Annotated in this window: 19 protein-coding genes; 12 read left to right on the top strand and 7 right to left on the bottom strand. The window is 60.4% G+C overall.

Features of this window, described 5'->3' with window-relative positions; genetic code table 11:
* Window positions 1-61 precede the first annotated feature (61 nt).
* Both HALAL_RS0107965 and HALAL_RS0107960 read right to left on the bottom strand, forming a co-directional pair.
* Entirely contained in the window at window positions 62-604 is a 543-nt protein-coding gene (locus HALAL_RS0107965) for a thioredoxin family protein (protein ID WP_029767584.1), read from the bottom strand.
* 200 nt (window positions 605-804) lie between these two features.
* Window positions 805-1,368: a flavodoxin family protein gene (locus HALAL_RS0107960; RefSeq protein ID WP_025273495.1), complete on the bottom strand. Its 564-nt coding sequence runs from the start codon at window positions 1,366-1,368 to the stop codon at window positions 805-807.
* Between the two features lie 360 nt (window positions 1,369-1,728).
* On the opposite strand from HALAL_RS0107960, the gene HALAL_RS0107955 reads away from it, so the two are divergent.
* Window positions 1,729-2,622 (top strand): TIGR01777 family oxidoreductase, encoded by an 894-nt coding sequence (locus HALAL_RS0107955; RefSeq protein WP_025273494.1) that lies wholly within the window; start codon window positions 1,729-1,731, stop codon window positions 2,620-2,622.
* A 20-nt stretch (window positions 2,623-2,642) separates the two neighbouring features.
* On the opposite strand, the gene HALAL_RS16755 is transcribed toward HALAL_RS0107955, so the two are convergent.
* Complete coding sequence (locus HALAL_RS16755) at window positions 2,643-5,315, bottom strand: DEAD/DEAH box helicase (protein WP_025273493.1); 2,673 nt, start codon at window positions 5,313-5,315, stop codon at window positions 2,643-2,645.
* Window positions 5,316-5,356: 41 nt separating this feature from the next.
* Window positions 5,357-5,947, bottom strand: a complete 591-nt coding sequence (locus tag HALAL_RS0107945) for a hypothetical protein (RefSeq protein WP_025273492.1) — start codon at window positions 5,945-5,947, stop codon at window positions 5,357-5,359.
* Window positions 5,948-6,272: 325 nt separating this feature from the next.
* On the opposite strand from HALAL_RS0107945, the gene HALAL_RS18910 reads away from it, so the two are divergent.
* Window positions 6,273-6,872 (top strand): hypothetical protein, encoded by a 600-nt coding sequence (locus HALAL_RS18910; protein WP_025273491.1) that lies wholly within the window; start codon window positions 6,273-6,275, stop codon window positions 6,870-6,872.
* A 70-nt stretch (window positions 6,873-6,942) separates the two neighbouring features.
* Here HALAL_RS18910 and HALAL_RS0107935 read toward each other — a convergent pair whose 3' ends face one another.
* Together HALAL_RS0107935 and trpS are read right to left on the bottom strand one after the other, a co-directional pair.
* A complete protein-coding gene (locus HALAL_RS0107935) occupies window positions 6,943-7,527 on the bottom strand; it encodes a 2'-5' RNA ligase family protein (protein WP_029767581.1) in 585 nt (194 codons plus the stop codon).
* Window positions 7,528-7,566: 39 nt separating this feature from the next.
* Complete coding sequence (trpS, locus tag HALAL_RS0107930; RefSeq protein WP_025273489.1) at window positions 7,567-8,598, bottom strand: tryptophan--tRNA ligase; 1,032 nt, start codon at window positions 8,596-8,598, stop codon at window positions 7,567-7,569.
* A gap of 181 nt (window positions 8,599-8,779) precedes the next feature.
* Between trpS and galE the strand changes: the two genes are divergently transcribed.
* The 7 genes from galE to HALAL_RS0107895 all read left to right on the top strand — a co-directional run bounded on the left by galE (window position 8,780) and on the right by HALAL_RS0107895 (window position 15,324).
* A complete protein-coding gene (gene galE, locus HALAL_RS0107925) occupies window positions 8,780-9,757 on the top strand; it encodes a UDP-glucose 4-epimerase GalE (protein WP_025273488.1) in 978 nt (325 codons plus the stop codon).
* A gap of 1 nt (window position 9,758) precedes the next feature.
* Window positions 9,759-10,253 carry a type III secretion system chaperone family protein gene (locus tag HALAL_RS0107920; protein ID WP_025273487.1) on the top strand — a complete coding sequence of 165 codons (495 nt, stop codon included), beginning with the start codon at window positions 9,759-9,761 and terminating at the stop codon, window positions 10,251-10,253.
* A gap of 64 nt (window positions 10,254-10,317) precedes the next feature.
* The gene (locus HALAL_RS0107915) at window positions 10,318-11,070 is read left to right on the top strand and encodes a phosphoglyceromutase (protein ID WP_025273486.1); all 753 of its coding nucleotides are present in this window, start codon (window positions 10,318-10,320) and stop codon (window positions 11,068-11,070) included.
* 161 nt (window positions 11,071-11,231) lie between these two features.
* A complete protein-coding gene (locus tag HALAL_RS0107910) occupies window positions 11,232-12,344 on the top strand; it encodes an ATP-binding protein (RefSeq protein ID WP_025273485.1) in 1,113 nt (370 codons plus the stop codon).
* A 66-nt stretch (window positions 12,345-12,410) separates the two neighbouring features.
* Window positions 12,411-13,100: a response regulator transcription factor gene (locus HALAL_RS0107905; protein WP_025273484.1), complete on the top strand. Its 690-nt coding sequence runs from the start codon at window positions 12,411-12,413 to the stop codon at window positions 13,098-13,100.
* A 96-nt stretch (window positions 13,101-13,196) separates the two neighbouring features.
* Window positions 13,197-14,108: an ABC transporter ATP-binding protein gene (locus tag HALAL_RS0107900; RefSeq protein ID WP_245598060.1), complete on the top strand. Its 912-nt coding sequence runs from the start codon at window positions 13,197-13,199 to the stop codon at window positions 14,106-14,108.
* 19 nt (window positions 14,109-14,127) lie between these two features.
* Complete coding sequence (locus tag HALAL_RS0107895) at window positions 14,128-15,324, top strand: ABC transporter permease (RefSeq protein WP_025273482.1); 1,197 nt, start codon at window positions 14,128-14,130, stop codon at window positions 15,322-15,324.
* A gap of 345 nt (window positions 15,325-15,669) precedes the next feature.
* On the opposite strand, the gene HALAL_RS0107890 is transcribed toward HALAL_RS0107895, so the two are convergent.
* Entirely contained in the window at window positions 15,670-15,966 is a 297-nt protein-coding gene (locus tag HALAL_RS0107890) for a hypothetical protein (RefSeq protein ID WP_156937664.1), read from the bottom strand.
* Window positions 15,967-16,298: 332 nt separating this feature from the next.
* Between HALAL_RS0107890 and HALAL_RS0107885 the strand changes: the two genes are divergently transcribed.
* The 3 genes from HALAL_RS0107885 (at window position 16,299) to HALAL_RS0107875 (ending at window position 19,662) form a co-directional block, all read left to right on the top strand.
* Window positions 16,299-17,099 (top strand): Scr1 family TA system antitoxin-like transcriptional regulator, encoded by an 801-nt coding sequence (locus HALAL_RS0107885; RefSeq protein ID WP_025273480.1) that lies wholly within the window; start codon window positions 16,299-16,301, stop codon window positions 17,097-17,099.
* Window positions 17,093-17,269, top strand: coding sequence for a DUF397 domain-containing protein (locus tag HALAL_RS18095; protein ID WP_084471907.1), 177 nt, complete (start codon window positions 17,093-17,095; stop codon window positions 17,267-17,269). Before HALAL_RS0107885 ends, HALAL_RS18095 begins: the two co-directional genes overlap by 7 nt.
* Window positions 17,270-17,478: 209 nt before the next feature.
* A complete protein-coding gene (locus tag HALAL_RS0107875) occupies window positions 17,479-19,662 on the top strand; it encodes a heavy metal translocating P-type ATPase (RefSeq protein ID WP_025273479.1) in 2,184 nt (727 codons plus the stop codon).
* Window positions 19,663-19,841: the final 179 nt, after the last annotated feature.

The raw sequence follows: 19,841 nt of genomic DNA, 5'->3' as shown, positions 1-19,841 counted from the left end.
GTACTTCACCAAATCGGAGTTCGGTGGGTACGCCAACGACGTTCGACCACGCGCTTCCAGGCTATTCACGCCATTTGATGCCGCAGCCGATCGAAGAGTGGTGCGGCTCGGGAACCGCCTCTCCCTTGCGCACGTGCTCTACCGCCGCTGCGAGATATTCGCCGGTGACGGGCACGTCATTGCCGGGAGTGGAACCGTCGAACGCACCCCGGTAGGCCAACTTCCGCTCCGAGTCGTAGAGGAAGAAGTCCGGCGTACAGGCGGCATTATACGTCCGTGCCACTTCCTGGCTTTCGTCGATGAGGTACGGGAACGTCCAGCCGGTACGGTCCACCTGCTCTTTCAGACCCGCCGGAGCGTCATCGGGGTAGTTCTCCGCGTCGTTGGAACAGATCGCCACAATATCAAGATCCGACTGTCGCTCGGCAAACCGAGCGAACTCGCTTTCAATGTGCTTGACGTAAGGGCAGTGGTTGCAAACGAAGGCGACCAGCAGCACCGGGGACGTGAAATCGGACAGGGAACGTTGTTTCCCGTCCAGGCTGGGCAGTGTGAAGTCGGGCGCCGGCGTCTCGAGCGGAACCATGTGAGATTGCAATGCCATCCGTGGAACTCCTTCAATGGAAACTCTTTGACGCTTGCCCATCCTAGTCACGTCACACCTTTGGGGTCCAACGGTTTTCACAGCACGGAATGCCGTCCCAACCAAACCGCCCGTCACGACGGTGTCGCGTTCGGCGTTTCCGGACCTGGACCGTCGGAACGTTACCGATACGGTCACAGGCCCGGATGCCTTCTGGCCCCTCAGGCAAAGAATTCCTTGGCTTTCACCATTGCCTCCTCCCGTTTACGTATTTGACCGGACCCTCCGGAAGTGGCGACCAGAAATCCCTTCCACTCCATGGACATGAACTCTGCGGTGAGGCTGAGCTTGTCTCGCAAAGGATCGGAGTGTTCGGTCTGTTTCACTCCCATCGCGGTGACGCCCCAGAGATTGCGCCCTTTCATCCTCTCCTCGAAATTCAACTCGGGGATCAGGAACCACTTGTCCCAGTATTCGAGGTAGGCCTGGGTATACGAACTCACTCCATACCAGTACAGAGGGGACGCGATGACCAGGTCGGTGGCGGCGAGAGTAGCGTCCAGCAGGGCTTTCTCATTTCCTTTGGGGAAGGTGGGGGTATCTCCGGAGTCCGAACGATCGCGAAACGGATCGAGGGGGTAGTCGGTCAAGCGAATCCACTCCTGCTCCGTCCCCTCAGGAAGCTGCTGAGCGGCCTGTCGCGTAAGGATCTCCGTATTGCTTTCATTGCGCTCATCGCGAGCGCTGCCCAGGATGAAAAGAAAGCGGCGTTGGGAATTATCCATTGTGTTCCTTCCTTGGAAACCATGAGTCATATTCGTATAAGTTCAATGTTCCCAAGGCGTTTTATATTCCGCGATCACAGAAAATTTCTTTAAAGGCGCTATCAACCTTATATCGATTATCTTCATTCAGTTACCGGAGATCGACCTATCGGCGGTGTCGCGCACGCCCAATGGTGTGAAGGTGAACCATTGCCCGAAGCCCTTTACGCCCCAAAGGGTACAAAGCTCCACGATGCCTCGATTATTCCCGGCGACGTGATTTTTCCACGATCTGAGACGGATTGACGTGCGCCTACCGGGCCTTCGTTACGTCCTGTCGATCCCCATGCGCACCTTGCCTAGTGGGTTTAGGCTGTAGGTATGCGAATTGTGATCGCCGGTTCGAGCGGCTACCTGGGAACTGAACTGCGGCGTGCCTGGAAGGATCATGAGATCATCCGGCTCGTGCGCCGCCCCTCCCGGCACGAGGGCGAGAGTTTCTGGGACCCCTATGATGATTCGCTGGATTATACGGCCCTACAAGGTGCCGACGCGGTGGTGAACCTGTGTGGGGTGCCCATCGCCGGACGCCGCTGGAACAGTGAGTACAAGGACGAGATTCGGCGCAGTCGGGTGGTGCCCACGCGGGTATTGGCCAAGGCTGTGGGTAGTTTGCAGATCCCGTTGTTTCTCAGTGCTTCGGCGACCGGTTGGTACGGTCACCGCCCTAATGTCGAAGTCGATGAGACCTATCCCGCCTCACAGGATTTCCTGGGTTTGACCACGCAGGCGTGGGAGGACGCCGCGCAGTTCGCGGCGGAGGGCGGAACTCGTGTCGTCACTCTGCGCACGGGTCATGTCCTCGGCCCGTCGAGTCCGCTTTTGCGGAAACTGTTGCCGTTCTTCCGGTTGTGTTTGGGCGGTAGGTTCGGGAACGGGCGCCAGCATATGCCTTGGATTTCCGTGCGCGATTGGGTCGGGGCGGTGACTCACGCCTTGAGTTCGCCCATCAGTGGACCGATGAATCTGGTGGGGCCGGTCTCGGTTACCAATCGGCACTTCACCGTCGCATTGGCCCAAGCGATACACCGCCCGGCACCGTGGATCATTCCGGGCTGGGCGGCTCGGCTGGTCGCTGGGGAGGCGGCCGTGGAGATGTTGCACGGGGTCAAGGTGACGCCACGGGTTCTGCTTGACGACGGTTATCGGTTCCGTGACTCCACTGTTGAGGAGGCCTTGGCGCAGGCGGTTTCGGGGACATCGGTCGAGTACTGACGTGAGGGTGGGGCCGTATGTCAATAATCGGTTTCCAGACGGTCGATGACGGCCGCCGCGGCTCGAACGGGATCGTGGTCGAAAGTGGAGGGCAACGCGTTCATATGACGCCAGTGGTTGTCCGTGATGACCTGGTGGCGTTGTAGGTGTGAGCGAGTGCCTTCTCGGTGCGGTAGACATGTCACCGCCAGAGCCTGTTCTCCGTCTCCGGCCACGAGGTCGATGGTGTGACGCCCGAGCCGATAATCGGTTCGTACCGTAATAGCGCTGTGGCGCAGGCGTTCAGATATTTCCTTGATCCATTGTTCTGTGGGGTGTCCCCCGTCGTCGGCGGCGGGATCGGCGGTGTGGGCGGCGTGGGCGAGATAGTCGCCGACGAGCCCTTCGGGACTCCGTTGGGACGTGATGACATGCATGTGCCGACGTGCGCGGGTGGTCATGACGTTGAATTGATGTGGTTCGGCGAGTTGGGCTTTACGTTCTGCGGTGTCGTCGTCGGTCACGGTGAAGAGCGCGATGACGGTGTCGACTTCGCAGCCTTGGAAGGACGGTACGGTTCCGCAACGAATCCGGTTTTTATGCAGGCTGTCCAGGTCGAATTGCGTGACTAGCCGGGATTCGAGCGCGCGTGCCTGTTCGGGGTACGGCGTGATGAGGGCGGTTGACGGGGTGTCGGCGGCGATGAGTTCGGCGACCAGGGTAAGAGCTCGGTCGATCTCAGCGTGGTTGACTCCGTCCTGCGACGGCGCGGATGTGGTGGTGTGGACGGTGATGGCACTGCGCTGGTGGAGGCGGGGGTGGGCGGTGACCGGCTTGACGTCACCGCCGTAGAAGGTCCGAGACGGAAAGTCGATGAGATGAGGGTGGGAACGTTGATGTTGCGTCAGGCGTGTGGTGGGGCCCTGATCGTCGGCAAGGTCGAGGACGCCGGGGACGTCGGGGCCGTGAGTGTGTGGGAGCTGTTGGGCGTCTCCGGCGATGACGGCGTGGTGAGCGCGGCCGAGCGCCCCGACGGCGTGGGGTTGGGCCAGGTGGTTGGCTTCGTCGAGGATGACGAGATCGAATAGAGCGGGACGGTGGGGCAGAATGTCGTCGACGTCGTGAACGGTTCCGATCCACAGTGGTGCGGTGTCGGTGAGTTCCTGCGGTCGGATCGTTTTGAGTGCTTGAGCTCGGGTTTCGCGATTGGGCCCGGTCAGGGCCGTAGCGATGGAGTCGAGAATCGATCCGGGGACGTTGCTTCGGGTGTTGAGGTAGTCGGAGTTCGCTTCGATACGACGCCGATGGGCGTATTGATATTGGGCGACCAGTTGAGTGAGCTCGGCATGGAGGCCTTCGGTCAAGTGCCGGTGGGCGATCTGGTCGCGAGCCTGCGCGAGGGCACGACGCAGTCCGCCCAGGTCGGGATTGCCGAGCTTGTCCCCTACTCGTTTACGCAGACGCCTCTGCTTCCATTTCTCCCAGCGGCCCTGTGGACGGACGTCCAGTTTGTCGAGTTGACGGGTGAAGTACTCGACGGTTTCTTCTTCTGCGGCTCGAAGGTAGGGGAAACGGTCGAGTTCCGGGGTGGGTTCCTCGCGATGTCGCAGATACGACCGCTCCGCGTCGAGACGCTGTTCGATTTCAACCGCGACGCGTTCGGTAAGGCGCTGTTGTTCTTTCATGACCCTATAGGCCTCGCGGAGGTCGACGGCGTGAGCGAAGGTGTCGTCGCCGAGTTGAGTAAGGAATCGTCCACGCCGTTCACTGTCGCCGAATTGGATGGGCCGAGGCCCGGGGTAACGGGACAGGAGATCGGCGAGAATGTCGGCGGCATAAGAGGTTCGGGTGGCGATCAGTACCGATTGGCGGCGGGCGACCGCGTCGTGGGCGATGGCGGCGAGCGCGTGGCTCTTGCCGCAGCCGGGGGCACCGGAGATGACGCTGACGGGGTTTTCACGTGCGGTGAGGACGGCGTGGGTTTGTTCCTTGTTAAGCGGCAGGGAGGTGATGGGGGCGCTGATGTCGTGGCTTTGCTCGATTGGGGCCGGTTCGGAGTTGTTGTAGAGGGCGTTGAGCGCGGTGCCGTCCAGGTGCGGGGTGGTGGACCACTGTTTGATGCGGTCGGCGGTGGGAGCGGGATGGGATCGTCGGTGTAGGTACACGGCTCCGATGGAGACGAAGTGGGTGCTTCCGTTGGTGTCGGGTGTGCCGGGTTCGGTGTGTACGACGTTGACGGGGAATGGAAGCGCTTCGGTGAGGGCGCGTATCCAGTTGGGATCGCGTTCGGCTCGGTAGGTGAGGTTGTGCGCTTCGATTTCGCGAATGAGTTCGTCGTGGAAGGGGGTGTCGTGGAGGTGGGGTGTGATGACGGGATCGCCGGCGGCGTAGATGAAGTAGTCGGTCTTCTTATTGGGGCTCTGTTGGATGCGGACGGGTTGACTGACGACGGGCTGTGGGGTGTCGTCGTTGGGGGACATGATAAATCCCCATCCGTAGCGGAGGAGACGTTCGTGGTAGTGAAGTACGTCGTAGGCAGCGTGTTCTGCGGCGTTTTGGACCATCATCTGCCCTGCGGTCCAACGAAACAGGGTAGGCCGGTCGTCGCTCAATGGCGACGTGGTGAGGAGGTGGTGGTCGGCCAGTTCGGAGATCGTTTGGGCGAGACCGACTTCATCCGGGCGTGAGTGTTTGGGGTTGTGGGCAACCGTCATGTCTCAATGATAAGAGCGATATTCGGGTTTGGGTACTGTATTCATTGTGCCCAAAGATGTTGGATGAACGCGTCCAGTACTCGAGGGCGCGTACCGACTTGTCGCCAACGGTACCAACTTTTCTCATCGGTGATCCGCACGAAGATCTCCCCATCTTCTTCGAAGGGCTCCGACACGGCTCGATAGTTGTCGCGGAATGCCTCCAGATGCCACCACCACAAACGTCGACCCGCGAGGAAGGCGATGTCGGAAGCGGGAATCGGCGCCCGGGAGGGTGGCCGGTCGGGGTCGATAAGGCGTTCGAACAGGGTCGGCATCGGAGCGAGAACCTTGCCGTTATTGGTGTTGAACGCTTCAATCCATACTCGGTCGGCCTTCCACAGCTGAGTTCGCGGCCGGTCCGATTCGTCGACGGCACGATAATGATCGGCTTCGGTCGCGACCGGAACGAGGAGAACCCGGTCTTCGGTAATGGGCGGATACGCACGCATGTCGGCGACCCACCCGATGCCGGATTCACCGCACACGGCCCGAACTCCGTCCATCTCAAAGCATTTAATGGCCGGTATGTAGTCCAATACGTCGGGTAGTTCCGGCGGAGTGTCACTGTGCTCGCTGTCGTTGGTAGGCATGCCTTTTCCTCTCCAGACTGTATTCAGGATAATGCAGTGACCACGATGTGGCCAGACTGGCTAGGCGGTACGGTCCGCGCCGAATCGGACGAACGCGTACTTCCGGTGCATTACCCCCTTGAACTGCAATAAGAATGCGTTACCCCGAGGCGGGACAGAGTTCGGTCGGTTGGCACAATCTAGGGATTCACGCTTGAGCGAGCGAGCCTAGAGTTGATATCAACAGGTTAAGGAAAGCGCAAACGAGCTGTTGCTCAGCCGTCGGTCGGTCCGATTCGGGCACTCCAGAGGTTGGGTTCGGCTCCAGTATGAAAAGGGAACTGACATGAGTGAATTCGAAGGGGTAGTCGGCGACGACAACGGAGCCGAGGAAAGCTTCGACCTGGACGGTAACGGTATTGACGACGGCACCACGGTTGCCGGCGACGAGACCTTCATCGATGTGGACGGAGACGGCATCGCCGACGCGGTCGCCATGGACACCGACGGCGACGGAGTGAGCGACGAACTGCACATCGACACCAACGGTGACGGCAACTTCAACGCCGAGGCCATTGACACCGACGGCGACGGAGTGACCGACTCGTTGGCCGTGGACAACTCCGGAGACGGAAACGTCGATCAACTCCTGTCCGACACCACCGGCGACGGCGAGGTTGACACCGTTTCATCCGACACCACCGGCGACGGCCTCACCGACACCGTGGTCACCGACACCGACGGCGACGGATCCGCCGACGCCATGGCCATGGACACCACCGGAGACGGTGAAGTCAACGTCACCATGACCGACACGACCGGCGACGGTTTCATGGACACCACCGAGTACAACAACCCTGAGCCCGCCTACGACCCCAACCCGGGCGACCCTGAGGCGGACGCGGGAACCGACGGCATGTTCGTGCCTCCGGCCCCGCAGAAATAGTGAAAACCACCGGGCTGGCGTGCTCGATTCCGTGGGTGGTCCGGACGTTATTAATCGGACCACCCACGTTTCAATCGATCTCGGGTCCGGTCAGACGGAAAGACGTCTTCGGCGTCCAGGGCGTCGGCGTTCCCAGCGGATTGAACTCCACCGAATGGGTGTAGAGAACGAAACCGTCAACCGTCCACTGTGCGTCGAAGTGTCCGAGGTCGTGAAACACTCGGTCCAGATTCTCCTGGGGAACGTCCTGCGCCACCGTCACGTGTGGATGATACGGATAGCGGTAGGTATTACGAATCGGACCGTGCCCGATGGCCGCGGCAAGGCGTTCACACATGGCGATACCTTGAGCCACCGCCACGAAGACGACGTCGGTAATCGGTCGGAACGTCCCCGTGCCCCTCAAATGCAGTAGAAACGGGGGCAGTCGAGCGGCCACTTCCGTCAAATGCCGCTCAAATTCAGGCAGGACGTCCAGTTGAATCAACGACGGCGGAAGCAGGGTCAAGTGCGCCGGAACGATGCCGCCCTGCGGGTCACCGGAATCGATCCGGGCTTGATCGAGTTGACCGAGCCATGGTTCCGGAACCGGAACCGACACCCCGACGTTGACGGTCTCGCCGGCGGCACCCGTCATATCGTGAGGTTCAGTCATGCGACCCTGTCTCCCAAGTCGAACCATTGGTCACCGCGATTACATCAAGGGTCGGCGGAAACCGACCTTCTTATACGCTTTGAACATCGTGCGCCGCGACACCTGAGCGGCACGTTCGGCTCCCTCGTCGAGCACCCGTTCCAGCTCGGCCTTATCGGCCAAGATCTCCTTGGTTCGCTCCGCGATCGGGCCGAGGTACTCCACGACCACATCGGCGAGGTCGCCCTTGAAATCGCCGTAACCTTTACCGGAGTACTCCGCCTCCAGTTTCTCGATCGACGTTCCGGTGAGACTGGAGTAAATGTTCAAGAGGTTGGACACACCCGGTTTGTCGTCCACGTCGTAGACCACGCGCGCCTCCGAGTCCGTCACGGCGCTCTTGATCTTCTTACGCATGACGTTCGGCTCATCGAGCAGGTACAGGCAGCCGCGCGGGCTCTCGGAGGACTTCGACATCTTCTTGGTGGGATCGGCCAGATCCTTGACCGTCTCGGTGCTCTTGAGAATGTATGGTTCCGGCAAGGTGAAGGTGTCACCGAAGGTCTGGTTGAAACGCTGAGCCAGATTTCGCGACAATTCCAAATGCTGCCGCTGATCGGCACCGACGGGAACGTACTCGGTCTGATAAAGCAGAATGTCGGAGGCCTGCAGGACCGGGTAGGTGAACAGACCGACGGTGGTGCGTTCGTCCTTGGCGGATTTGTCCTTGAACTGCGTCATGCGGCCCGCCTCGCCGAAGCCGGTCTGGCATTCCAGCAACCAACTCAACATCGGATGCTCGGCGACCTGCGACTGAGCGAAGAGCACCGATCGCGAAGGGTCGATTCCCAGAGCCATGAGCTGCGCGGCTGATACGAGGGTGCGCTTACGCAGCAGCTTCGGGTCATGCGGCACGGTAACGGCATGTAGATCCACGACACAATAGAAGGCGTCGCTCGTCTCCTGCAGCTCGACCCACTGCCGAAGCGCGCCCAGGTAGTTACCCAGGTGAAATGAGTCGGAGGTGGGTTGAATTCCGGAAAACACCCGTGGGGGCCGTGCCTCAGTACGCGCTTCGTTGTTGATTGCCATAACCCCCAGTTTGACATCACCGGGATGAGATCGACTAGTGGATATACCCAATGTGTCGGGTGGGCGGCATTGCCTCACCACCGAGCTTTTCCACCACCACAGCGGGGCCAGCGACACGATGCGCTTCTCTCACGGTTCAAGTGGAACGGCTTCCCACCTCGTCGATGTGTAAGATCGGGGCATGAAGATTTTGGTGACCGGCGGTGCCGGTTATGTCGGATCGACCATTGCCACCCGCCTGATCGAAGAAGGACACGGCGTCGTCGTGGCCGACGATCTCACCCATTCCGATGCGGCCTGGCTCCCCAAGGGTGCCGAGTTCATCAATCGCCCGGTGGCCGATCTGAACGACGTACTCGATCCCTCCTTTGACGCCGTCGTCCACTGCGCCGGATACATCGAAGCCGGCGAATCAATGGGGGAACCCGAAAAATACTGGCAGAGCAATTTCGTCAGTTCGCTGGCTTTGCTGGACGCCATGGTGGCCAATGGCATCACCACGATTGTCTTCTCCTCCTCCGCCGGGGTCTATGCCGAAGGCGTTGACGTCCCCATCGTCGAAGACGCCGCCTGCGACCCCGCTTCAACGTACGGAGCCACCAAACTCGCCGTCGACCTGGCATTGCGCTCGTACGCCTTTGCCCACGACATGGCGGCCGTATCCCTGCGCTATTTCAACGTCGCCGGAGCCTATCGCGATCACGACGGGGTATGGCACGGGGAAAACCACGTACCCGAAACGCACCTCATTCCCATTACCTTGGAAGTGGCGGCCGGTCAGCGCGATCAGCTCACCGTTTTCGGAAGCGACTACCCTACTCGCGACGGCTCCTGCATCCGCGACTACATCCACGTCGGCGACCTCGCCGACGCACACGCCCAGGCCATCGAATACGCCAAACCGGGACGTCACGACGTGTTCAATCTGGGTTCGGGGACCGGCTACACCAACAAGGAGATCGTCGCCGCCGTCCGAACCGTCACCGGTCGCGAGGTTCCCGTGGTCGACGGGCCGCGTCGACCCGGCGACCCGGCTCAACTCATCGCCTCCTCCGAGAAGGCCAAAACAGTACTCGGCTGGTCGCCCACCCGCGACGACCTGGAGACCATCGTCGCCGACGCGTGGGCGTACTTCCAACACCGTCAAGAACAGGACTGAAATGTACGAGCGTTTGACCGAAGCACTCGATGACATGGGCGTGGAGTGGACCAAGCAGCCCGAGGTGAACGGAGTGACGGTCAGTCTTCCCGGTTCCCGGAAACTCTCCACCGACTGTTCCCTCGTCGTGGAGGATCATGCGCTCCGGATCGAAGCATTCGTCTCGCGTTGCCCCGAGGAGAACGCTGCCGCAGTGACGGCCGAACTGCTACGGCGGAACGGACGACTTTTCGCCGTAGCCTTCGCCATCGACGAGGTAGGCGACATCCACCTCGTCGGACGCCTGCCGCTCAGCAGCATCAACACCGAGGATCTGGACTCGGTACTCGGCTCGGTGCTGGAAGCGTCCGATGCGACCTTCAACGTCATCCTGGAACTCGGCTTCGCCTCCTCGATACGCCACGAGTGGCAGTGGAGGCTCGATCGCGGCGAATCCACGGCCAATCTGCGTGCCTTTGAGCATCTCCGCCCCGACGCACCGAACCGGAGTAATTGAGAAGTAGAACACGATAGCGCTCCATACCGGCCCTGAGGCCCGCCGCGCGCGGCACGATTGAGTCATGAGTGTAAACCTGATTCTGCTACGTCACGGCGAGTCCGAGTGGAACGCCAAGAACCTGTTCACCGGTTGGGTCGACGTCAAGCTCTCGGCCGCCGGGGAAGACGAGGCCCGCCGCGGCGGACAACTGTTGACGCAAACGCAGTTGCTCCCCGATGTCGTCCACACGTCGCTGTTGCGTCGCGCCATCAACACCGCCGAAATCGCTCTGGCCGAGGCCGATCGTTCGTGGATTCCGGTCAAGCGTTCCTGGCGACTCAACGAACGCCACTACGGTGAGCTGCAAGGCAAGAACAAAGCCGAGACACTGGAGAAGTTCGGTGAGGAACAGTTCATGACCTGGCGACGCTCCTATGACGTGCCACCGCCGAAAATCGAGCCGGGCAGCGAGTTCAGTCAGGACGGAGACCCGCGGTACGCGAACCTGACGCCCGACATCCTGCCCCGCACCGAATGTCTGAAGGACGTTCTGGAACGCATGATGCCGTATTGGTACGACGGTATCGTCCCCGACTTGAAGGCCGGTAAGACCGTCATGGTCGCCGCGCACGGCAACTCCCTGCGTGCGCTGGTCAAGCATCTGGACGGCATCAGCGACGACGAGATCGTGTCGCTCAATATTCCCACCGGCATGCCGCTACGCTATGAACTCGACGAAGACACCCTGCGTCCATTGGTCGCCGGGGGCGAGTACCTCGACCCGAAGGCAGCCGAGGAAGCCGCCGCCGCGGTGGCCGCACAGGGCAAGAAATAGGTGACGCGCCCATCGTCGGGAACCAAGGGCGAAACCTGAGGAACCATTCCGTTAACGGAGCCTGAATGTGGCCTGTCCGTACTGGTCAGGCCACATTTGACTCCCAATCGGATAGGATGAGCGATACCAGTACACGCCACGTCACCGGTTAGGCTGTAATTGTGAAACATAATCTGGATTCGGCCGTGAATCTCTCCGGTGCCACGTCCGGAAACCCTCTGCCCTGGGAATCGGCCCTCGACTCCCTCCAAACGGGTATGTGCGTCATCGACGCCAATTGGCACGTCCTCTACGCCAATGCGGCGGCGCGACGACTCGGCATTGTGGACGAGCGCCAAGTGACCTCACTGTCGCTGCGTCCACTCCTGTCACAGGCCCGACGCTCGGGCCGGGTACGCGCCAGTGAATTGGACGTGGAGGCGCCCGGCCTGGGTGAACCGACCGCGGTCTCGGTACGCATCACACCCATGCCGGACGGTTTGCTCGTTGTCGAACTGCAGGACATCTCGGAAACCCAGCGGCTGGAGAGGGTCCGCCGCGACTTCGTCGCCAACGTCAGTCACGAGCTGAAGACCCCGGTCGGAGCCCTGCAGGTATTGTCCGAGGCGCTATCGGACGCCGTGACCGACCCCGACGCCACCGAACGCTTCGCCCATCGAGTCCAGGCCGAGGCGAGCCGTATGTCGGCACTGGTCGCCGACCTGCTGGAACTCTCCCGGATTCAAGGTGCGGAGCGCACGCCCGAGGCCACCGCGGTGTCCATCGACGCGGTGGTGGCAGAGGCACTCGATCACACACGCATTCCGGCCGAGTCCAAGGGCATTCACTTCAGTGTGGAGGGTCAGAAGGGACTCGAGGTTCTCGGTTCCGAAGTACAGCTGATCACGGCGGTGAAGAATCTGGTCTCCAACGCCGTCGCCTACTCACCCGACAACACGGTCGTCCGCCTGACGGTGGACTCCTGTCGCCCGTCGGATTCGGTGACGACGAACCGTACCGTCTGCATCTGTGTGGCCGATGAGGGAATCGGTATCGCGCCCAAGGAACTCGACCGCATCTTCGAACGGTTCTACCGAGCCGACCGGGCCCGTTCGCGGTCCACCGGCGGCACCGGTTTGGGACTCGCGATCGTCAAGCACATCGCCGTCAACCACGGAGGAAAGGTGGACGTCACCTCGACGCCTGAGGAAGGTTCAGTGTTTACCTTGATGTTGCCTGAGCGTTCCACCGACGTCAAACAGCGGTTAGTTCGTATCGGTGAAATATGGATATAGCGTTGACATCGCGTCGCAACGACGTCGAATCGGCGCTTCCCCGGAAACGACCAGGAAGGTACCTACGTGGCTCGCGTACTTGTAGTCGAAGATGAAGAGTCCTTCTCCGACGCATTGTCCTACATGCTCAAAAAAGAAGGCTTCGAAGTCACCATCGCTCCCGACGGCACCACCGCCATCAGCGAATTCTCCACGACCGGAGCCGATATCGTCCTTCTGGACCTCATGCTTCCCGAAAAGTCCGGCACCGAGGTCTGCCGGGAACTGCGGGCGATCTCCGAAGTTCCCATCATCATGGTCACCGCACGCGATACCGAGATCGACAAGATCGTCGGCCTCGAACTGGGAGCCGACGACTACGTCACCAAACCCTACTCGCCACGGGAATTGGTGGCCCGCATCCGTGCCGTGCTGCGCCGCAGTAACGAACGCACCGCCGACAACGACAGCTCGACTCTCGAATCCGGCCCCGTACGGATGGACGTCGAACGCCATGTCGTGACGGTGAACAACACGGAAATACAGCTTCCCCTCAAGGAGTTCGAACTACTCGAACTGCTCCTGCGCAACGCCGGACGCGTCCTCACCCGGGGACAACTGATCGATCGAGTGTGGGGAGCCGACTATGTGGGCGACACCAAGACCCTCGACGTTCACATCAAACGTCTCCGCTCTAAACTGGAGGATTCACCCAGTAAGCCGCAGTATCTGGTGACCGTGCGCGGACTGGGATACAAATTCAACTCCCGCAATTAAAAGGACGGGCGTCTCCCTCCAGAGCAGGAGCGGAGAACCCGGGAATCCTTCCGCAGCAGGAGGCGCCGGAGCGCCGGCACGGAATACGATGGGTACGTGTCAAATACCAGTACTACCCTCCCGAATACGATATTGCGGGCCGAGCATCTCCGTAAGAGCTTCGGAGACGTCACCGCCCTCAACGACATCAACCTCGCGCTGGAATCCGGCCGCATTCGCGGCTTCATCGGCGCGAACGGGGCCGGAAAAACCACCACGATGCGCATCATCATGGGCGTGTTGTCCAGTGACGGTGGCCAGGTCACCTTCAACTCCCAACCCATCACGTCCGACGACCAACGCTCCATCGGGTACATGCCGGAAGAGCGCGGCCTGTATCCCAAAATGAAGGTCGCCGAGCAGGTCACCTATTTCGGGCAATTGGCGGGAATGACGCACGCCGAAGCCAAGGAATCCGCCGAACAGCTGCTGCAACAGCTCGACCTGACGCACCGCGCCAAAGACTCCGTGCAAGACCTGTCTTTGGGTAACCAGCAGCGCGTGCAGCTGGCCGTCAGCCTGGTCGCCTCCCCCGACGTCCTCATTCTCGACGAGCCCTTCTCGGGACTCGATCCGATCGCGGTGGACGTCATGAGTAAAGCGCTCACCGAACGTGCCCACCAAGGTGTCGCCGTCCTTTTCTCCAGCCACCAGCTCGACCTCGTGGAACGCATCTGCGATTCGGTCACCATCGTCAGCGGCGGAAAAATCATCGCCGACGGCACGGTCGAGGAACTCAAAAACCGCGAGGAATCGCCCCTGCGACTCCGCGTCTCGGGCGCCGACGACCTCACGTCCACACTGCAGGCGACGTCCACCTCGGTCACCTTCGACGGCACCGACTATCTCCTGTTCGGAGCCGATGACGCCGCCGTGCTCGACATTGCCCGACAGGCCGGACGCGTCACTCACTTCGCATACGACCAACGCAGCATCGCCGACATCTTCCACGAAACCGTTAAACAGTAAGGCCAGTGACCGAACGCCCATGAGTTCCAATACGCAGAAAAACAGCGCCACCCGGGAAATCGGGCTGGTCGCCGCTCGTGAGATCAAAGTCCGCGGACTGTCCAAAGCCAATGTGATCGCACTCCTCGTCAGCGTCGTCGCCGTTGGCATCCTGGCCGCACTTCCCGCCATCATCGGAGGGGACGATGAGGGGTACTCGGTGGGAATCGTCGGTGAAGGGTCACCGATGGCCACCGCCTTGGAGAATGTCGAGGACGTCGACATATCAGTTCATACTTACGACTCGGCGGATTCCGCCGAGGAAGCCCTCAGTGACGGAGACATCGACACCGCCGTCAACGGCAACGAGATCCTGGTCGACAATGGAATCGACAATGCGCTGGAAATCGTCGTCCAATCCGCCCACCAAAGCACAAAATCGGTCGAACAGCTCGAAGCACAAGGATACGACGCCGCGGAAGTACAGGCCGCCATGCAAGTGGAGCCGCTCAAAGAAGTCGAAATCTCTGCGAGCGGTGGATACGGCGGGATGAATTACCTCCTGGGACTCTTTATTTCCGTCTTCATGCTCTTCATGATCATGATGCCCACACAGTTCATTGCCATGGGCGTCATCGAGGAGAAGTCCAGCCGCATCGTCGAGATCCTTTTGGCCACCATGCGCCCTTGGCAGCTTCTGGTAGGAAAAATCCTCGGACTCGGCGTCGTATCGATCATCACCATGATTGCCATCCTCGTAACCGGAATATCGGTCGCTTCGGTCACCGGTACCTTGCCGGAGCTGCCCGACGGGACCACTTCGGCACTCATCTCCACCGTCGGCTGGTGGGTACTTGCTTTCGCCCTGTTCGGCGCCCTTGCGGGTGGAATGGGAGCCATGGTGTCACGCCAAGAAGAGGCCGGAAGCGTTCTCATGCCGGTGACCACGTTGATCATGGTCGCCTACCTCGGCACGAACATTTCGGTACTCAGCGACCCCGAGAGTTCAACCAGCGAGATTCTCTCCATGATTCCGCCGATTTCGGCCATCGCCATGCCCGTCCGCACTGCTATGACCACCGTTCCCACCTGGAACATCATCGTGGCCATTGTCGGACTCGTCATTGCCGCCCTCGCGGCGGTGATCGCGGGAGCGGCCATCTATCGTCGCACGGTCATGCACGTGGGTAGCCGCCTCAAGTTGAAGGACGTACTGAAGCGTGAGCCCGCCCGTTAAGCGAGGGATCCACGTTTTTGATTGACCGTGGGGCGCATGAGATGTGCTGGTGGAGGGGTCCACCTTCGTGTCTCATCGCGCCCCACGAATTCCGTCTACCGGCATACGGCGGCGTCCCACCACAATGGTAGACAGAATCGACGCACGCACATGTCTCACACCTGCGTGCGTTCCGCGCGCTCGGCCCGTGTCGGTAGGCCGTCGCGCGCGCTCCCACCTGGTACCCCAAACTTTCAGGTGGGTCCGATCAAGCCTGATTCAGTCACAACGCCAGTCGGAGTTCACCTGCATCTCGTAGCACCGGCTACGTTCCCATTCCTCATGCTCATGAGCATTGATCGGGTCTTAGGAATTCGCCCCGACCGCGGCATCGGGGCCGAGTAGATAACGCTCGGGCAATGCGTTGAGAATGCGACAAAAATAGTTGGTCTGGGTCCCCGGCCTCATTTCCGCGGCGTCACCGTGCCACGTCAAATCCCCTCGTTTCATCCGGTTGATGGTCAAACACAATTCGCGCTCATCGTCCAAGTCGTGGACTTCAATCCGATCGGAATAAATCACGAATGCCCAACCGTCACTTGTAATGTGGGTGATGCCGCTACCGGAGTCCTCACTTTGTTCGGTGCCTCGTTCAGCAAGCATGTCGTCCACTCCTCAGTCTCATGTACCCACCGGCCATATCGATATTCCTCATAGGGCCGCAACCGGCCCACCCGACCAGTCTTGACAAGACCTTCGCTTTGGCTGAAGTCGTACCCTCGGCTGATGTTCGTCGGTTCCCGAGCGCAATACAAGCCACCGCCCATCATCGGACGTCCCCACACCGGTCTCGCCGCTTCGTGGTCATCACCTCAATCTAATCGCGGCGAGCTGGGATTTCAATAGTGTCACCCCTACGACATAATTGAGACACTTAGGGAGATATGGTTATAGACACCCAATATTGGTGAGCCTTGGACCGTGGGGGATATTTGGTGGGAATATCACGACTAATTCGATGGGCTCTCGCAATAGAACTGCGTTCCTTGCGAGAGGAAGCCGGCCTGAAACCGACACCGGCAGCCCGGCTATACGATCAGAGCAGCGAAGCGATTCGCAAATGGGAGAAAGGGGAAACCAGTCCGTCGTCACTGGCCCTAGAGGGACTGTGCAGCAGGTTGGACGTCGATCCGTCCACAAAATCCTATCTGCTTCATCTTCACGAGCATCGAAACACTCCGGATTTGAGTACGTCTCAGATCTTCGAGCCTCGACTGCTCTTGCGAGCCGATCAGAACTATCCGGTCATTCGAAAGTATGAACCGCTTTTTCTTCCGGGGGTCCTCCAGATCGAGGACTACCACTTCTCCGAACTGATTCGCGATCCGCGAATCTCGGACGAGCGCAGCCAGGCGAACTGGAACCTGAAACAACGACGTCAGAAGGAAATCGAGAACCGACGCGATACCCGAATCGAAATCATCATCGGAGACACCGTACTGCAGATGTTGAATAAGTTTCCCTGCCGTCAACAACAATTGGACCACCTTTATACGGCGGCCAAACGCGGCTGGGATATCAGAGTGGTACGTACCCCCCACCCGTTTATGCAAAGTGGATTCGACATCTTCCTGGCGTCCAAGTATCAGGAGGAGCCGCACGCACCGTCTTTTGTGTACCTCGAAGCGCCCGACATGAGTGAGTACATTGAGAAACGGTCCCGTGTGAAGTCCTACAACGACCTATTTGATACTGTGCTCAACACATCCATACCTTTGGGGGAATATCTATGTTGAACCGACAATGGAAGAAATCCGCCCGCAGCAGCACTGGTGGAAACTGCGTGGAAGCCCGGGTGGGTAACCGTCAACAGTCCGTCGAGGTCAAGGATTCGAAGCTGACCGACAGCCCGATCCTCGCTGTGAACGCCTCCGACTGGGACGCCATTTTGAAACACGATTCCTAATTCGCGTAACGCAGTCACGCAAAAGAATCGCATAAAAGGCGGCTGGGAACGACCCCGGCCGCCTTTTGCCGTATCCGGAGGAGATACGCACGTCTACATCGGCGGTCCTCCACCCCCAAGGTATTCATCCCAGGGACGCCGCCGACCTTCTTGAAGTATACCCCTAGGGGGTACTTGCATTTGATACCCCCTAGGGGTATAGTGGCGGTATGAGCAACTTGATTAACCTCGACATCCAGGGCATGACCTGCACGGCATGCGCCAATCGAATCGAGAAGAAACTCAATCGAGTCGACGGCGTAGAGGCCAGTGTCAACTTTGCTACCGAAAAGGCCCAGGTGACCGTCACCGACGAGGTTTCCGCCGACGACCTGATCTCGGTGGTCGAAAAGACCGGGTACAACGCCAGCCCGGTTCCCGACCCGTCCGATCAGGCCGCTGAAGACGAGGAGACCACGTCCGGTACATCCGACCACGACGAACTGGACACGATGCGGCAACGTGCGTTCATCTCCATCGCACTGGCCGTCCCGGTCATCGCGCTGGCCATGATTCCCGCCCTACAGTTCACCAATTGGCAATGGCTCTCGTTGACGCTCACCGCACCGATCGTGGTGTGGGGCGGATACCCCTTCCACCGCTCCGCCGCGATCAACGCCCGAAACGGGGCCGCCAACATGGATACCCTGGTTTCCATGGGGACGCTCGCCGCATTCCTGTGGTCCCTGTACGCCCTGTTCTTCGGCACCGCCGGGGAGCCGGGAATGAGCCACCCCTTCTCCCTCACCGCCGGTTCGGGTGATGCGGCCGGAAACATCTACCTGGAAGCGGCCGCCGGCGTCACCGCCTTCGTTCTACTGGGTAAGTTCCTGGAACACCGTTCCAAGAAACAGGCCGGTGCCGCGTTGCGTGCGCTGATGGAACTGGGGGCCAAGGACGTCGCCGTGCTACGTGGCGGTTCCGAAGTCCGTATTCCGGTCGGTCAACTGACCGTGGGCGATGAATTCGTCGTCCGTCCGGGCGAAAAGATCGCCACCGACGGAACGGTGGTGGCCGGAGCCAGTGCCGTGGACGAGTCCATGCTGACGGGGGAATCGGTTCCCGTAGAGGTGACCGAGGGGTCCACGGTCACCGGCGCGACGGTCAATACCTCGGGACGCCTCACAGTTCGGGCGACGAACGTCGGGGCCGACACCCAGTTGGCACAGATGGCCAAGATGGTCGAAGACGCTCAGGCGTCGAAGGCCTCCGCGCAGCGTTTGGCCGATAAGATCTCCGGCGTCTTCGTTCCACTGGTCATACTGCTGGCCATCGCCACTCTGATCGCCTGGCTGTTCGTCGGCGGCATGGGCCATGCCTTCGGGGCCGCCGTAGCGGTCCTGGTCATCGCCTGCCCCTGCGCCTTGGGGTTGGCGACTCCAATGGCACTGATGACCGGGACCGGCCGCGCGGCGAAGGAGGGCATCCTGATCTCCGGCCCGGAGGTGCTGGAGCAAACCCGTCGCGTCGACACGATCGTGTTGGACAAGACCGGAACCGTCACCACGGGAACGATGACGGTCGTGGACTACACCGACGCCGAAGTACTGCGTTTGGCTGGAGCGGTGGAAAACGCCAGTGAGCACCCGATCGCCACTGCCATCGCCCGTACGGCGGCCGACAAGACCGGTCAATTGCCGGAGGTCGTCGATTTTGTGAACGAACCCGGTGAGGGTGTCGTGGGCACCGTGGAGAACAAGCGTGTCGCCGTGGGGCGTCTGAGCGATTCGGCCTCCGCCGATTCACCGCACACCGTGGTGGAGGTGCGTGTGGACGGCGAGGTCGTCGGCACCGTTGCGGTCGCCGACACCGTTAAGCCGACCAGCACGCGGGCTATTTCCCACTTCCGGGAGATGGGGCTGCGACCGGTATTGTTGACCGGCGATTCCGCTCAGGTTGCCGATTCGGTGGCCCGAGACGTGGGGATCGACGACGTCATCTCCGAGGTACGTCCCGCCGATAAGCTCTCAGAGATCGAACGGCTCCAGAAGGAGGGGGCCACTGTGGCGATGGTGGGTGACGGAGTTAATGACGCCGCCGCTCTCGCCCAGGCTGACCTGGGAATTGCCATGGGAACGGGCACGGATGTGGCGATCGCCGCCAGTGATATGACGCTCGTGCGCGGTGACCTCTTGGTGACGGTGGACGCCTTGGCTCTGTCACGACGGACGCTGCGTAACATCAAGCAGAACCTGGGCTGGGCCTTCGGTTACAATACTCTGGCTCTCCCCTTGGCTGCGTTTGGCCTGCTCAACCCGATGATCGCCGGGGTTGCCATGGCGTTCTCGAGCGTATCGGTGGTCACGAACGCACAGCGCCTGCGTCACTTCAAGTCAGTAATCAACAACAGTTGATTACTCATTTCCTTTGTCGCACAACGACTTTCATCTAGACACTGGATGTGAGTCACATTCTTGCAGGGATTATGATGGTTGAATCGTCCCGGGTTGCTTCCCCCGTAGCAGCCCGGGGCGACTTTTACGTAGACGGTGTGCGGGACGATTTGGCAGTCGAGCGACCGGGTGCTTCAATT

It is taken from the genome of Haloglycomyces albus DSM 45210, assembly GCF_000527155.1.
GTDB lineage: Bacteria > Actinomycetota > Actinomycetes > Mycobacteriales > Micromonosporaceae > Haloglycomyces > Haloglycomyces albus.
The sequence above is the reverse complement of the archived record's forward strand: the minus strand, read 5'-3'. Positions and strand labels throughout refer to the sequence as shown.